The organism is Sphingomonas sp. ASY06-1R (assembly GCF_052180265.1).
Taxonomy (GTDB): Bacteria; Pseudomonadota; Alphaproteobacteria; order Sphingomonadales; family Sphingomonadaceae; genus Sphingomonas_I.
On record NZ_CP197464.1, the window covers coordinates 2,303,798 to 2,316,573 of the forward strand.

14 protein-coding genes are annotated in these 12,776 nt (G+C 65.3%); 8 read left to right on the forward strand and 6 right to left on the reverse strand.

What is annotated here, in order from left to right:
* Positions 1-24 precede the first annotated feature (24 nt).
* A complete protein-coding gene (gene dnaK, locus ACSBM8_RS11125) occupies positions 25-1,926 on the reverse strand; it encodes a molecular chaperone DnaK (RefSeq protein WP_442678091.1) in 1,902 nt (633 codons plus the stop codon).
* 172 nt (positions 1,927-2,098) lie between these two features.
* Here dnaK and ACSBM8_RS11130 point away from each other — a divergent pair, with 172 nt between their 5' ends.
* Both ACSBM8_RS11130 and ACSBM8_RS11135 read left to right on the forward strand, forming a co-directional pair.
* Positions 2,099-2,542 (forward strand): copper chaperone PCu(A)C, encoded by a 444-nt coding sequence (locus ACSBM8_RS11130; protein WP_442678092.1) that lies wholly within the window; start codon positions 2,099-2,101, stop codon positions 2,540-2,542.
* 50 nt (positions 2,543-2,592) lie between these two features.
* Entirely contained in the window at positions 2,593-3,018 is a 426-nt protein-coding gene (locus ACSBM8_RS11135; protein WP_442678093.1) for a vgr related protein, read from the forward strand.
* Positions 3,019-3,140: 122 nt separating this feature from the next.
* Here the strand turns inward: ACSBM8_RS11135 and grpE are convergent, their stop codons facing one another.
* Genes grpE through ACSBM8_RS11150 form a run of 3 tightly spaced genes read right to left on the reverse strand, consistent with a single transcriptional unit; the run spans position 3,141 to position 4,902 of the window.
* On the reverse strand, positions 3,141-3,686 hold the full coding sequence (grpE, locus tag ACSBM8_RS11140; RefSeq protein WP_442678094.1) for a nucleotide exchange factor GrpE: 546 nt from the start codon (positions 3,684-3,686) through the stop codon (positions 3,141-3,143).
* Positions 3,683-4,717 carry a heat-inducible transcriptional repressor HrcA gene (hrcA, locus tag ACSBM8_RS11145; RefSeq protein WP_442678095.1) on the reverse strand — a complete coding sequence of 345 codons (1,035 nt, stop codon included), beginning with the start codon at positions 4,715-4,717 and terminating at the stop codon, positions 3,683-3,685. The genes grpE and hrcA overlap by 4 nt, the downstream gene beginning before the upstream one ends.
* Entirely contained in the window at positions 4,714-4,902 is a 189-nt protein-coding gene (locus ACSBM8_RS11150) for a hypothetical protein (RefSeq protein WP_442678096.1), read from the reverse strand. Before ACSBM8_RS11150 ends, hrcA begins: the two co-directional genes overlap by 4 nt.
* A gap of 75 nt (positions 4,903-4,977) precedes the next feature.
* Between ACSBM8_RS11150 and rph the strand changes: the two genes are divergently transcribed.
* The 3 genes from rph to hemW are packed head-to-tail and all read left to right on the forward strand — an operon-like array spanning position 4,978 to position 7,537.
* On the forward strand, positions 4,978-5,694 hold the full coding sequence (rph, locus tag ACSBM8_RS11155) for a ribonuclease PH (RefSeq protein ID WP_442678097.1): 717 nt from the start codon (positions 4,978-4,980) through the stop codon (positions 5,692-5,694).
* A 2-nt stretch (positions 5,695-5,696) separates the two neighbouring features.
* Complete coding sequence (gene rdgB / locus ACSBM8_RS11160) at positions 5,697-6,338, forward strand: RdgB/HAM1 family non-canonical purine NTP pyrophosphatase (protein ID WP_442681567.1); 642 nt, start codon at positions 5,697-5,699, stop codon at positions 6,336-6,338.
* 41 nt (positions 6,339-6,379) lie between these two features.
* Positions 6,380-7,537, forward strand: a complete 1,158-nt coding sequence (gene hemW, locus ACSBM8_RS11165; RefSeq protein ID WP_442678098.1) for a radical SAM family heme chaperone HemW — start codon at positions 6,380-6,382, stop codon at positions 7,535-7,537.
* Here the strand turns inward: hemW and ACSBM8_RS11170 are convergent.
* Complete coding sequence (locus ACSBM8_RS11170; protein WP_442678099.1) at positions 7,534-8,715, reverse strand: penicillin-binding protein activator; 1,182 nt, start codon at positions 8,713-8,715, stop codon at positions 7,534-7,536. The genes hemW and ACSBM8_RS11170 overlap by 4 nt on opposite strands.
* 10 nt (positions 8,716-8,725) lie before the next feature.
* Between ACSBM8_RS11170 and rsmI the strand changes: the two genes are divergently transcribed.
* The 3 genes from rsmI to gshB all read left to right on the forward strand — a co-directional run bounded on the left by rsmI (position 8,726) and on the right by gshB (position 11,030).
* Positions 8,726-9,577, forward strand: coding sequence for a 16S rRNA (cytidine(1402)-2'-O)-methyltransferase (rsmI, locus tag ACSBM8_RS11175; protein WP_442678100.1), 852 nt, complete (start codon positions 8,726-8,728; stop codon positions 9,575-9,577).
* Positions 9,574-9,927 (forward strand): YraN family protein, encoded by a 354-nt coding sequence (locus ACSBM8_RS11180; RefSeq protein WP_442678101.1) that lies wholly within the window; start codon positions 9,574-9,576, stop codon positions 9,925-9,927. Before rsmI ends, ACSBM8_RS11180 begins: the two co-directional genes overlap by 4 nt.
* Positions 9,928-10,079: 152 nt before the next feature.
* Positions 10,080-11,030 (forward strand): glutathione synthase, encoded by a 951-nt coding sequence (gene gshB, locus ACSBM8_RS11185; RefSeq protein ID WP_442678102.1) that lies wholly within the window; start codon positions 10,080-10,082, stop codon positions 11,028-11,030.
* A 233-nt stretch (positions 11,031-11,263) separates the two neighbouring features.
* Here the strand turns inward: gshB and ACSBM8_RS11190 are convergent, their stop codons facing one another.
* The gene (locus ACSBM8_RS11190; RefSeq protein ID WP_442678103.1) at positions 11,264-12,676 is read right to left on the reverse strand and encodes a PepSY-associated TM helix domain-containing protein; all 1,413 of its coding nucleotides are present in this window, start codon (positions 12,674-12,676) and stop codon (positions 11,264-11,266) included.
* Positions 12,677-12,776 lie beyond the last annotated feature (100 nt).

The following is a 12,776-nucleotide window of genomic DNA, read 5'->3' on the forward strand; positions in this document are numbered from 1 at the left end:
GAAGAGGGGCCAGTCACTGTTCGCTTACTTCGTTTCGTCGACTTCCGAGAATTCGGCATCGACAACATCATCGTCGGCCGGCTTCGCGGTTTCACCCGAAGCGGCTGCCGCACCCGCAGCCTGTTCGGCTTCGTAGATGGTCTGACCCATTTTCATCGCTACCTGGGTCAGCGCGTTGGTCTTCTCCGTCATCTGATCCGGATCGCCGCTCTCGACCGCCGTCTTGGCGGCCGCGATCGCAGCTTCGATTTCCGACTTCAGGCCGGCATCGATCTTCGAACCATGCTCGTTGAGCTGGCCTTCGGTCGAGTGGATCAGGCTCTCGGCGTTGTTCTTGGCTTCCGCCGCGGCACGACGCTTCTTGTCCTCTTCCGCAAACTGCTCGGCGTCCTTGACCATCTGGTCGATGTCATTGTCCGACAGACCGCCCGAGGCCTGGATCTTGATCTGCTGTTCCTTGCCGGTGCCCTTGTCCTTGGCACTGACGTTGACGATGCCGTTGGCGTCGATGTCGAACGTGACCTCGATCTGCGGCACGCCGCGCGGCGCTGGCGGGATGCCGACCAGATCGAACTGACCCAGCATCTTGTTGTCGGCCGCCATCTCACGCTCGCCCTGGAAGACGCGGATCGTTACGGCGTTCTGATTGTCATCCGCCGTCGAATAGGTCTGCGACTTCTTGGTCGGGATGGTCGTGTTGCGGTCGATCATCTTGGTCATGATGCCGCCCAGCGTCTCGATACCCAGGCTCAGCGGGGTCACGTCGAGCAGCAACACGTCCTTGACGTCGCCCTGCAGCACGCCCGCCTGGACCGCCGCACCGATCGCGACGACCTCATCGGGATTGACGCCGGTATGCGGCTCCTTGCCGAAGAAGGCCTTCACGGCCTCGCGCACCTTGGGCATGCGCGTCATGCCGCCGACAAGGACGACCTCGTCAATCTGGTCGGCCTTCAGGCCGGCATCGGCGAGCGCCTTGCGCATCGGCTCGATCGTGCGCTTGATCAGCTCGTCCACCAGACGCTCCAGATCGGCACGCGTGATCGTCTTGACCAAATGCTTCGGGCCGGTCGCGTCGGCGGTGATGAAGGGCAGATTGACCTCGGTCGTCTGCGTTGACGAAAGTTCGATCTTGGCCTTTTCCGCGGCTTCCTTCAGACGCTGCAGCGCGAGCCGATCCTTGGTAAGATCGATGCCTTCGCTCTTCTTGAATTCGTCGGCCAGATACTGAACGACCTTGGCGTCGAAATCTTCACCGCCCAGGAAAGTGTCGCCGTTGGTGGACTTCACCTCGAACACGCCGTCGCCAATCTCCAGCACCGACACGTCGAACGTGCCGCCGCCAAGATCGTAGACTGCGATCGTCTTGTTGTTATCCTTCTCGAGCCCGTAGGCGAGCGCGGCCGCCGTCGGCTCGTTGATGATGCGCAGCACTTCCAGACCCGCGATGCGGCCGGCGTCCTTGGTCGCCTGGCGCTGCGCGTCGTTGAAATAAGCCGGCACCGTGATGACCGCCTGGGTCACCGTCTCGCCCAGATAGCTCTCGGCGGTTTCCTTCATCTTCTGCAGAATGAAGGCGGAGATCTGGCTGGGCGAATAATCTTCGCTGCCCGCCTTCACCCATGCGTCGCCATTGGCGCCCTTCACGATGTGATACGGAACCAGCTCGGTGTCCTTCTTGGTCACCGGATCGTCGAAGCGGCGGCCGATCAGGCGCTTCACCGCGAAAATCGTATTGTCGGGGTTGGTCACCGCCTGGCGCTTGGCCGGCTGACCGATCAGTCGCTCCCCATCCTTGGCGAAGGCAACGATCGAAGGCGTGGTGCGCGCCCCTTCGGCATTCTCGATGACCTTAGGCTTGCCGCCTTCCATGACTGCAACGCAGCTGTTGGTCGTACCCAGGTCGATCCCGATAACTTTGGCCATTGTAATCCTCTTGTCGAATACCCTGTTCCGCCCACCGGCACGCCCCCTCAACAGGCGGGCGCAACCGTTCCGGCGGCGGCTTCCAGAAGGCGATATAGGGAGGGGAAAAGCCACCGCAAGGCATCGCATCCGCGCAGTTTTACTAGGCGCGATTACCGCCTAGAGAAGCAGGATGATCGCTCGCTTCGCCTTGATCGCCCCGCTTCTGCTTGTGGCGGCATGCCATAGCCGGACCTCCGAACCCCAGGTCACGCATGCGTGGATACGCCTGCCCGCCGTGGCCGGCCAACCGGCCGCCGCCTACTTCACGATCCATGGCGGACGCCGGGCGGAACGGCTCGTGCGCATGGAAAGCGCGCTCGCGGCCAAGACGGAAATGCATCAGAGCATGGCGGGCATGGGGGGCATGGCGACGATGGCCGCGCTCAGCCATGTCGATATACCCGCCCGCGCCACCGTCGAATTCAAGCCCAGCGGCAATCACGCGATGCTGATCGGGCTCGATCCCGTGGTCAAGCCGGGCACCGCCGTACCGCTCCGCTTCGGCTTTGCCGACGGCACCACTGCGGAGGCAGAAGCGAAGACGGTCAGCGCTGGCCAGGATGCACCTTATTGAACTGGCTGCGGCGCGATCCGGGACGACGCCTAACGTCCGGCGAAAGGGACATGGCAGCGTCGATCTTCGGCAGTGCCATTGCGCTGGACCGCATCAGGCTCCATCGACGGAAATGGTGGCCCTTCCAGCCGCGCAACGTTGTCATGGCCCCCGACGGCCATATCTGGTTCCATCCCGATGACGGCCTTTGGCGCGACGATTTTTCGAGCGCGCATCCACGCCTGCAGGCGCTGCTGATCCACGAGCTGACGCATATCTGGCAGCATCAACGCGGCCTCTATCTGCTGCTGCGCCGCCACCCCTTCTGCCGCTATGACTATCGCCTCGTCCCGGGCCAACCGCTCGCACGCTACGGCATCGAGCAGCAGGCGATGATCGTCGAGCATGCCTTCGTTGCCCGGCAGGCGGGACGTCCTGAGCCGCTGCTGGACGACCTTCTGCACGGCGCCGGTTTGGCCAAGGTCTCGTCACTATAGGTCCATCGTCATTGCGAGGCGCGTAGCGCCGAAGCAATCCAGGCCCGCCGTCCGGCGGGGGGGGCTGGATTGCTTCGCGTTGCTCGCAATGACGGTGAACCAGCCGTTATGTGCGCAGCCGTCTACTCAGCTGCCTTCGCCACGCCCACCAGCGCCGGGCGCAGCAGGCGGTCCTTGATCATATAGCCGGCCTGCATCTCCTGCACGATCGTGCCAGGCTCCTGATCGCTCAGCAGTTCCACCATCGCCTGGTGGCGGTTGGGGTCCAGCTTGGCGCCGACGCTTTCGATCTTGGTGATGCCGTTGCGCTGGAACACGTTTTCCAGCTCCTTGCCGGTCATTTCCAGGCCCGTGATCAAAGGCTTCGTGCCTTCATCCTCGCGCATGGCAGCCGGGATCGCCGCCAGTGCCCGCGTCAGATTATCGGACACGGACAGGATATCGCGTGCGAAGCTGGTGGCAGCATAAGCGCGCGCATCCTGCGCATCCTTTTCCATGCGGCGGCGCACATTCTGCGTTTCGGCCTGTGCGTACAGGATCTGCTTCTTCAGATCCTCAATCTCCGCTTGAAGCCGCGTCGCAGCGTCATGTTCGGCCACCTCGGGGGCGTCTGCGGCGGTTTCGTCGCGCAGGTCTTCGGCGTCTGGGGTGGTCGTTTCGTCGATCATGCCATCAATCTCGTCAATGTTTGGGCGGTGAAGTCCACCATGGGAACCACACGCGCATAGTTCAACCGGGTCGGGCCGATAACCCCTACCACGCCGACCACGCGGCCGTCGGCAGCATGATAAGGTGCAGCGATCACCGACGATCCCGACAACGCGAACAGCTTGTTTTCCGATCCGATAAAGATCTTCATCGCACGCGCACCGCGGGCCCGATCCAGCAAGCGCGCAATCTCTTCCTTGCCTTCGATCTCGTCCAGCAGCTGGCGAACGCGATCCAGGTCCGCATCGGCCGCGGGATCAATCAGGTTGGCAGCCCCCCGCACGATCATCACCGGCCGGCGCGATCCATCTTCGGACCAGACGGCCAGGCCGCGCGCGACAAGGCGCTGCGCGGTCGCGTCGAGCGCGGATTTGCCCTTGGCGATCTCGTCCGTCAGCCGCGTCTGCGCTTCGCCCAGCGTCAGCCCGGTCAGCCGGCCGCTGATATAATTGGCCGCCTCCACCAGGGCGGAAGGGCTGACACCCGGGGGAATGTCGACGATGCGGTTCTCCACCGTGCCATCCGTACCCACCAGCACCGCGACCGCCTGATCATGGCCCAGCGGCAAAAAGGAGAATTGGCGCAGCATCGGTTCGCCGCGCGGTACCATCACCAGCCCGGCGCAGGCGGAAAGCCCGGACAGGACCGAACTGGTCGCCGCCAGCGCCTCTTCGACCGGCCCGCGCGCCTGCGCCTCGATCGCCGCCCGTTCCACCTCTGACGGTTCGGTCGCCTGCATCATGGCATCGACGAACAGCCGCAATCCGCCTTCCGTCGGCATGCGGCCGGCAGACGTATGGGGCGCCGCGAGCAGGCCCATCTCCTCCAGATCCTGCATCACGTTGCGGATCGACGCGGGCGACAGGTTAAGCCCGCCAAAGCGCGATATCGTGCGCGATCCGACCGGCAATCCGCTGTCGAGATAGGATTCCACCACCATGCGGAACACGTCGCGCGCCCGCGACGACATTTCGGTGACGGGCACGGTCATGGGCGGCGCGACCAGACGATCAGCGCCAGGCCCAGGACGGACAAAAGCGCCCCGCGAATGGCCCAAGGGCGCATATCGATCATGAAGCTGGACGCCGGCCAGCGGATCACGCCGGTCCCCTGCCCGATCCACAAGATTCCCATCAGCAGCGCGATCACGCCGACAATCAGTGCGGTTATCTTCATGGCACGTCCTTCAGACTGGCGACACGCAGTCACTGCGGTTACATGCGTCCGCCTAACCATAAGGACAATCCCCCGATGCGCCCAAGCGGCCGCGCTCCTGATCAGATGCGCCCCATCACCATCACGCCTGGCTATACCAAGCATGCCGAAGGCTCCGTCCTGATAGCATTTGGCGAGACCAAGGTGCTCGTCACGGCTTCGGTCGAAGAACGGCTGCCGCCGTTCCTGCGCGGCAAGGGCCAGGGCTGGATCACGGCCGAATATGGCATGCTCCCCCGCGCCACCCATACGCGCGGCAATCGCGAAGCGGCCAAGGGCAAGCAGTCCGGCCGGACCCAGGAAATCCAGCGCCTGATCGGCCGTTCGCTGCGCTCGGTCTGCGATCTGACCGCATTGGGCGAGCGCCAGATCACGCTGGATTGCGACGTCATCCAGGCGGATGGCGGCACGCGCACGGCTTCGATTTCCGGCGCATGGGTTGCGCTGCGCATCGCCGTCGATGGTCTGATGAAGCAGGGTCTGCTGGCCGTCGATCCGATCAAATCGCAGGTCGCAGCGGTCTCGTGCGGCATCTACGAAGGGACGCCGGTCCTCGACCTCGATTATATCGAGGACAGCAATGCCCATGCGGACGCCAACTTCGTGCTGCTGTCGGACGGCAATATCGCCGAGGCGCAGGCGACCGCCGAGGGTGCGACCTATGATGAGGAAGCGCTGCTGCGACTGCTGCGCCTGGCGCGGATCGGTTGCACCGAGATTTTTGCAGCACAATTGAAGGCGACCGGGCGGTGACCATCGAGCTGATCGACGACGAACCGCCCGCCGTGCCGCATCGTCGGCTCGACCCCGGCACGCTCGTCATCGCCAGTCATAACGAAGGCAAGGTGCGGGAGATTACCGCCCTGCTCGCGCCTTACGGGATCAAGCCCGTGTCGGCGGCATCGCTCGACATTCCGGAACCGGTCGAAACCGGCACGAGCTTCGCGGCCAATGCCGAGCTCAAGGCGCGTTTTTCGGCCGATTTGTCCGGCATGGTCGCGCTGGCCGACGATAGCGGCCTGTGCGTCGACGCGCTGAATGGCGATCCCGGCGTCTACACCGCTGACTGGGCGGAAACGCCCAATGGACGCGACTGGAACCTTGCCATGCGCAAGGTGGAGGATGCGCTTGCCGCGAAGGGCCCCGAAGCGGGACGCGACGCCCATTTCGTCTGCGTGTTGTCGCTCTGTTGGCCGGATGGACATGTCGAGAGCTTCGAAGGCCGTGCCGAGGGCACGTTGACCTGGCCGCCGCGCGGCACGGTCGGCTTCGGCTATGACCCGGTATTCGTGCCGCTGGGCGAGACGCGGACCTATGCCGAGCTGGATCCGGAACAGAAGCATGCGATCAGCCATCGCGCGGACGCCTTCCGGAAACTGGTGGCAGCCGTTTTATGATCTCCGGCGCCCCGGCGGCGGCCGGGGCCGCGGGAGATGGCATGCAACCGTCCAGCTTATATCCAGCGGCCCCGGCCGCCGCGGCGACGGAGGCGCTGGCCCTCTACATCCACTGGCCGTTCTGCGTTTCCAAATGCCCTTATTGCGACTTCAACAGTCATGTTCGAGAGAGTGTCGATCAGGATCGCTGGCGCGGCGCGCTCCTGACCGACCTCGCGCATGAGGCGGCGGTCGGCCCGCGGCGGCCGCTGACCTCAATCTTTTTTGGCGGCGGCACCCCATCGCTGATGCCCCCCGCGACAGTCGCGGCGTTGATCGAGGCAGCGGAGGAACATTGGGGCTTCGCACCGGATATCGAGATCACGCTGGAGGCCAACCCCTCTTCGGTCGAGGCCGCGCGCTTCGCGGGGCTTGCCGCTGCGGGCGTCAACCGTGTCAGTCTGGGTTTACAGGCGCTGGATGATCAAGCGTTGCGCTTTCTGGGCCGGGCCCATGACGTGGCGGAGGGCCTGGCGGCGCTTGAGACGGCGCAGCAAGCGTTTCGCCGGGTCAGCTTTGACCTGATCTACGCCCTGCCGGGCCAGAGCGTGGAGGCATGGCAGGCGACACTGGATCGCGCGCTGGGCTTCGGCACCGGGCACCTCTCCCTCTATCAGCTCACGATCGAGCCGGGCACGCGCTTCGCGGCGATGGCCGCACGCGGCGAATTGGCGCCGCAAGACCCCGATCTGGGCGCCGACCTGTTCGAACTTACCCGCGCCCGCACCGCCGCTGCCGGACTGCCGGCCTATGAGATTTCCAACCATGCGCGGCCGGGCGAGGAGAGCCGGCACAACCTGACCTATTGGCGCTATGGCGACTATCTGGGCGTCGGGCCCGGCGCGCATGGACGGCGCGTAGGCGTCGCCACCGCGCGCGCCAAGAAACCCGAAAACTGGCTGACCCGGATCGCGCGCGATGGGCACGGGATGGAGCTGGAAGAGCGTCTTCCGATGGCGGATCAGGCCCGTGAGACGTTGGTCATGGGCCTCCGCCTCGCCGAAGGCATTCCCCGAAAGCGGGTAGCCGACGCGATCGACCAGGCCGCGGTCGAACGACTGTCCGCTTTGGGGCTGATCGTGCAGACGCCGGAACGGCTACGCGTCACGCCGGAGGGCATGCTCCTGCTCGACGCGATCCTCGCGGAGATTGCCGCCTAGAAGCCGGTTGGCGCCGGCGACACGATCGTCCCACCGCCGGCCCCCAATTGGTGGACCGCCAACGCGCGCTCCGCAATGTGCCCGCGCGAGAAACGGAAGGCCCCGTCCACGCCGGCAAACCCGCCTTCATCGGCCAAGGCATTGATCGGGAAACGGCGGCCAACCTTCCAGTCCTTGGAAATACGCACGGTCAGCAGCACGGCGTCATAGCCAAGGCTCGCCAGACGATAAGGCGTGCGGCCATAACGTGCGCGGTAGCGGGTGGTGAATTGCGTAAACATGCTGTCGTCGACGCTGGCGAACCAGGCGCCGGCCAGGACCGGCGCATTGTTAAGGCTGGGTTCGGCATTCCACAATTCGGTGCCGAGGATCCGGACCGCGGCGCCGCCATTCTTGCGGATGAGCGGTGCCGAGGCGATCGCGATGCGGCCGCTGTCGGCGATCAGCACCGCATCATAATTACCCTTGGGCAATTTGGCGATCGCCGCCGCAATCGATGCCGGCGTGCGCTGGTAGTTCTGCATCGACACGACCGAGCCGCCTGCCGCATCTGCCGCGCGCAACAGCATATTGGACGCGTTGCGGCCATAGAGGCCTGGCGGGATCAGGCCGGCAAACCGGGTCAGCCCGCGCGACTTGGCATAGCGCACGACGCGCTCGATCGACTGAGCGGGCGAGAAACCGAGCAGCCAGACATCCTCGCTCGCGGCGGCAGGATCGTTGGAAAAAGCGATGACCGGGACGCCGGCCGCACCCGCGGAAGCGGCGACGGCACGGACATCGTCGCTCAGCAACGGCCCCAAAAACACCTCATTGCCCTCGGCCAGCGCCTTGCGTGCCGCGGCTTCGGCACCGGGGCCGGTATCGTAATTGGTGATGCGTAGCGTCTTGCCGCCCGTATCCGCCAAGGCGAGCGCCGCGGCATTGGAGATGGACTGGCCAACGGCGGCATTAGGGCCACTCAGCGGGACCAGCAGCGCGACGCGGTGGCGCTCCTTATCCTCGGGCAGGCCGGTCTGCGCGGTCGGCTTCTCGACGGTTTTGGGCGGTTTCGAAACCGGCGTCGGGCCTCTCGGCGCGACGGTGGAGCAGGCGCCGAGCAAGAGCGCGAGGCAGATCGCCGCCAATTGTCGGGGGGCGAACATGCCCGATTGCCGCCGGGGGGCGCCGTCTGCCATGCTCACTCCCATGAATTCCTCTCCACCCGAAGACGGGCGTCTTTCGCCCGGCCTGTACATTGTCGCAACCCCGATCGGCAACTTGTCCGATCTTTCCCCACGCGCTGCCGCAATATTGTCGAACGCCGACGCCATTGCGGTCGAAGACAGCCGCGTCACCGCCAAGCTGCTCAGTCATATCGGTGTGAAGCGGCAAATGGTTCCCTATCACGACCATAATGCCGATCGCGTACGCCCCGGCCTGGTCGCGCGACTGGGGCATGAGGCGATCGCCTTGGTGTCGGATGCGGGCACGCCGCTCATCTCCGATCCGGGCTTCAAGCTGGTGCGCGATGCGCGCGCGGCGGGCCATGCGGTGGTGACGATCCCCGGCCCATGCGCAGCGATCGCGGCACTGACATTGGCCGGTCTGCCGACCGATCGCTTCTTCTTCCTGGGGTTTCTGCCGTCCAAGGCAAAGGCGCGGGCGGACGCAATCGAGGAGGTCGCAAACGTGCGCGCGACGCTGATCCTGTACGAATCCGGGCCGCGTCTGAGCGCGACGTTGACGGCTTTGGCGGAAGGTTTGGGCGATCGCGAGGCGGCGGTGGCGCGCGAAATCAGCAAAAGGTTCGAGGAATGCGTGACCGATACGCTGTCCGCATTGGCAGCCCGCTATGCCGAAGCGCCGCCCAAAGGCGAGATCGTGATCGTCGTGGGACCGCCGGGCGAGGCAGAAATGGCGTCAGGCGAGGACGCCGATGCGCTGCTGACCGAAGCGTTGACCCGCTTGCCGGCGGCCAGAGCGGCGCATGAAGTGGCCAAGGCGACCGGGTTGAACAAGCGTGATCTGTATGCCCGCGCACTGGCGATGAAGGCGTGAGAGACCGCCGCCTGGCCGAACGCGCGGGCCGTGTTGGTGAGACGGCGGCGGCCTGGTGGCTGCGCCTGAAGGGCTGGCGGATCCTGGCGCGGCGGGTGCGAACGGCCGCCGGAGAGGTGGATTTGATCGCGCGGAAGGGCAATCTGGTCGCGTTCGTGGAGGTCAAAAGGCGCAAAACCGGTGCCGAACTGGACTTCGCGATCGACCAATACCGGCTGGCGCGGGTGGCGGCAGCGGCAGAATCGCTGGCGCATCGCTACCTGGAAGCGGGCGACGACATGCGCATCGACGTCATCTTGATCGCACCGGGGCGGGCTTTACGCCACATCGAGAATGCCTGGATCGGGTGATCGCCCCGTCCGTTCGTGCCGAGTAGCGGTCGAGCAGCCGCGCAGCAGCGTATCGAGATGGCATATCGCGGCATGTCTCGATACGGGTTTTCGACAAGCTCAAACCCTACTCGACATGAACGGGTGCGGTGCGGGTGGCCGAGGAGATAAAGATGAGCCTGCGCGTCGCGGTCCAGATGGATCCGCTGGAGAAGATCAACATTGCGGGGGATTCGACCTTTGCGCTGATGCTCAGCGCGCAGGCGCGGGGGCATAAGCTGTTCCATTATGCGGCAGGCGACCTGACCTATCGCGACGGGCGGCTGACCGCCCCTGCCCGCGCGGTGACCGTGCAGCGCGTGGTCGGCGATCATTTCCGGGCCGAGGAGGTTCGCACGATCGACCTGGGCGACGATATCGACGTGGTGCTGATGCGGCAGGATCCGCCGTTTGACCTGGCCTATATCACCGCGACGCATCTGCTGGAGCGGATCCAGCACCAGACGCTGGTGGTCAACGATCCGGCGGCGGTGCGCAACGCGCCGGAAAAGCTGTTCGTGCTGGATTATGCCGAGTTCATGCCGCCGACGCTGATCACGCGGCGGCTGGAAGAAGCGCGCGCTTTCCATGCCGAGCATGGGGAAGTCGTGATCAAGCCCTTGTACGGCAATGCCGGATCGGCGGTGTTCCATGTGGCGCGCAACGACGCCAATCTGGCGGCCCTGACCGAATTGTTCGGGCAGGTGTGGCGCGAGCCGTTCATGGTGCAGGCGTTCCTGCCGGACGTGTCCAAGGGCGACAAACGCATCGTGCTGGTCGACGGCAAGCCCGCGGGCGGGGTCAACCGCCTGCCCAAACCGGGCGAAATCCGGTCCAATCTCGCCGTCGGCGGCAAGGGGGCGGCAACCGAACTGACGGAGCGCGAGCTGGAGATTTGCGCCAAGCTGGGGCCGGAGCTGGCCAAGCGGGGGCTGGTATTCGTCGGGATCGACGTGATTGCGGGCTATCTGACCGAGATCAACGTGACCTCGCCGACCGGGATCGTGGCGATCGATGCGTATAATGGGACGGACACGCCGGCGCTGATCTGGAATGCGATCGAGGCGCGGTTTCAGGCAATGTGAGGATTGCGGCGGGTTCGTCGCGACACAGGAGCTTGGGAATCGTGGCGAGATGGATGCTGAAACGAGTTCAGCATGACGGAGAGTGGGCGGCGTAGAGCGCCTACCCTTCGGGCGTCACCCCAGCGCAGGCTGGGGTCCACGACCGCGAGAGTGGCGCTGGTGGAGAGATGGATCCCAGCCTGCGCTGGGATGACGGTGGTGTTTTAGGTCGGGTCCGCTTGTTCTCCGGTGCGTCAGATGGGGGCCAGGCCTAGCCACTGGCGGGTTTTGGGGAGGTGGCGGAGGAGGAGCTTTTCCGTCAGCAGGACCAGGATCAGGGTCGCGCCGAAGACGGGCATGTAGAGGCCGAGCGCGACGATGATCGCGATCAAGCCCGCGCCGATGGCGGGGCGCGAGAGGCGGACGGGAGCGCCGAGCAGGCCGATCGGGCGGCGGCGCCACCACATGACGGCACCGGACATCGCCAGCATGATCAGGAAGATAGCGGTGACCGTTCCCAGCAGCTGGTTGGCGATCCCGAAGAGCGCGCCTTCATGGCCGGCGACGCCATAGCCGATCGCGCGATCGATCCAGTGCCGCTCGGCAAAGTCCGTGCGGGATAAAATGCGGCCGGTGCCGCCGTCGATCTTGGCATCGGCACGTAACGGTCGATCCGCCGCGTCAGAGGAAACGGACCAGGGCGCGCCTGCTGCGCCGGGCACCATCACGAGAATTGGCGGCGCCAAGTTGAGGGTGCGTGCGGTTGCGATCACGCGCGAAAGCTCGCCTGGTCGGAGGGTGACATGCGGCATGGCCATGTCGCGATGCTCTTCGTGCGGATCGTCACCCGCCGTCACCGGAGCGGCGGGGCCACGCGCGTCGTGCATACCCGTTCCCGCAGCCATGCCCGGCATATCGGCCATAATGTTTGCCGGGTCCGGCGCAGGAGTCTTGCCGCCGATCGTCCAGTCGACCGGGCCGCGCGCGGTGCCGGTGAGGGTGCGGATTTCGCCGAGATAGGTGCCCCAGCCCTTGGCCCAGGGCAGGCCGGTGAGGATCAAAGCCAGCGCGAAGACGGAGACCCAGATGCCGGTGGTCGCGTGGAGATCGCGCCAGAAGATACGGCTGCCCCGCCGCAAGCGGGGATATAGCACACCCGCCGCCCCTGCCCCGCCGCGCGGCCACCACAGATACAGACCGCTCACCAGCATCACCACCGCCCAGCAGGCGGCGATCTCGACAATATAGCTGCCGATCGCGCCGGCAAGCAGTTCGCCGTGAAGGTGGAAGATCATGCGGAAGGGGCGCTTTTCTTCGGTCGCAACCTTGAGCACGGCGAGCGTGCGCGGATCGACATAGACGCGCTTGTCGGTGCCCTGAGCGGTGACGAGGACACGCACCGCGCTGTCCGGCGCCTGGGGTAGAACATATTTGTGGAGCGTCGCGCCCGGCACCGCCCGCAGCGCCGCCGCCACCTGCGCCTCCGGCGTAGCGACGGGGCCGGATGTGGCGAGATGGTCATAGGGTGTATCGAGCCACGCCTCGATCTGCGGGCGCCAGAGATAGATGGAGCCGGTCAGCGCGAGCCAGATCACCATCGGGATACAGAACAGGCCGGCATAGAAATGCCAGCGCCAGATGGTGTTGTGGAGGGTCGGTTCACGCATCGTTGTCACCATTCGGCGCCAGATTTTCGCGCGTCATTGCGAGGCACGGAGCGACGAAGCAATCCAGGCCCGGCCCGGGCGCATTTACAGGACTGGATTG

Excerpts from the sequence above, each read along its gene's own strand:
- rph (WP_442678097.1), top strand. The coding sequence starts at position 4,978 with ATGCGCCCAAGCGGCCGCGCTCCTGATCAGATGCGCCCCATCACCATC.
- hrcA (WP_442678095.1), bottom strand. The coding sequence starts at position 4,717 with ATGACCGTGCCCGTCACCGAAATGTCGTCGCGGGCGCGCGACGTGTTC.
- dnaK (WP_442678091.1), bottom strand. The coding sequence starts at position 1,926 with ATGGCCAAAGTTATCGGGATCGACCTGGGTACGACCAACAGCTGCGTT.
- ACSBM8_RS11170 (WP_442678099.1), bottom strand. The coding sequence starts at position 8,715 with ATGGCAGACGGCGCCCCCCGGCGGCAATCGGGCATGTTCGCCCCCCGA.
- rsmI (WP_442678100.1), top strand. The coding sequence starts at position 8,726 with ATGAATTCCTCTCCACCCGAAGACGGGCGTCTTTCGCCCGGCCTGTAC.
- grpE (WP_442678094.1), bottom strand. The coding sequence starts at position 3,686 with ATGATCGACGAAACGACCACCCCAGACGCCGAAGACCTGCGCGACGAA.
- hemW (WP_442678098.1), top strand. The coding sequence starts at position 6,380 with ATGCAACCGTCCAGCTTATATCCAGCGGCCCCGGCCGCCGCGGCGACG.
- ACSBM8_RS11135 (WP_442678093.1), top strand. The coding sequence starts at position 2,593 with ATGGCAGCGTCGATCTTCGGCAGTGCCATTGCGCTGGACCGCATCAGG.
- ACSBM8_RS11150 (WP_442678096.1), bottom strand. The coding sequence starts at position 4,902 with ATGAAGATAACCGCACTGATTGTCGGCGTGATCGCGCTGCTGATGGGA.
- gshB (WP_442678102.1), top strand. The coding sequence starts at position 10,080 with ATGAGCCTGCGCGTCGCGGTCCAGATGGATCCGCTGGAGAAGATCAAC.
- ACSBM8_RS11130 (WP_442678092.1), top strand. The coding sequence starts at position 2,099 with ATGATCGCTCGCTTCGCCTTGATCGCCCCGCTTCTGCTTGTGGCGGCA.
- ACSBM8_RS11190 (WP_442678103.1), bottom strand. The coding sequence starts at position 12,676 with ATGCGTGAACCGACCCTCCACAACACCATCTGGCGCTGGCATTTCTAT.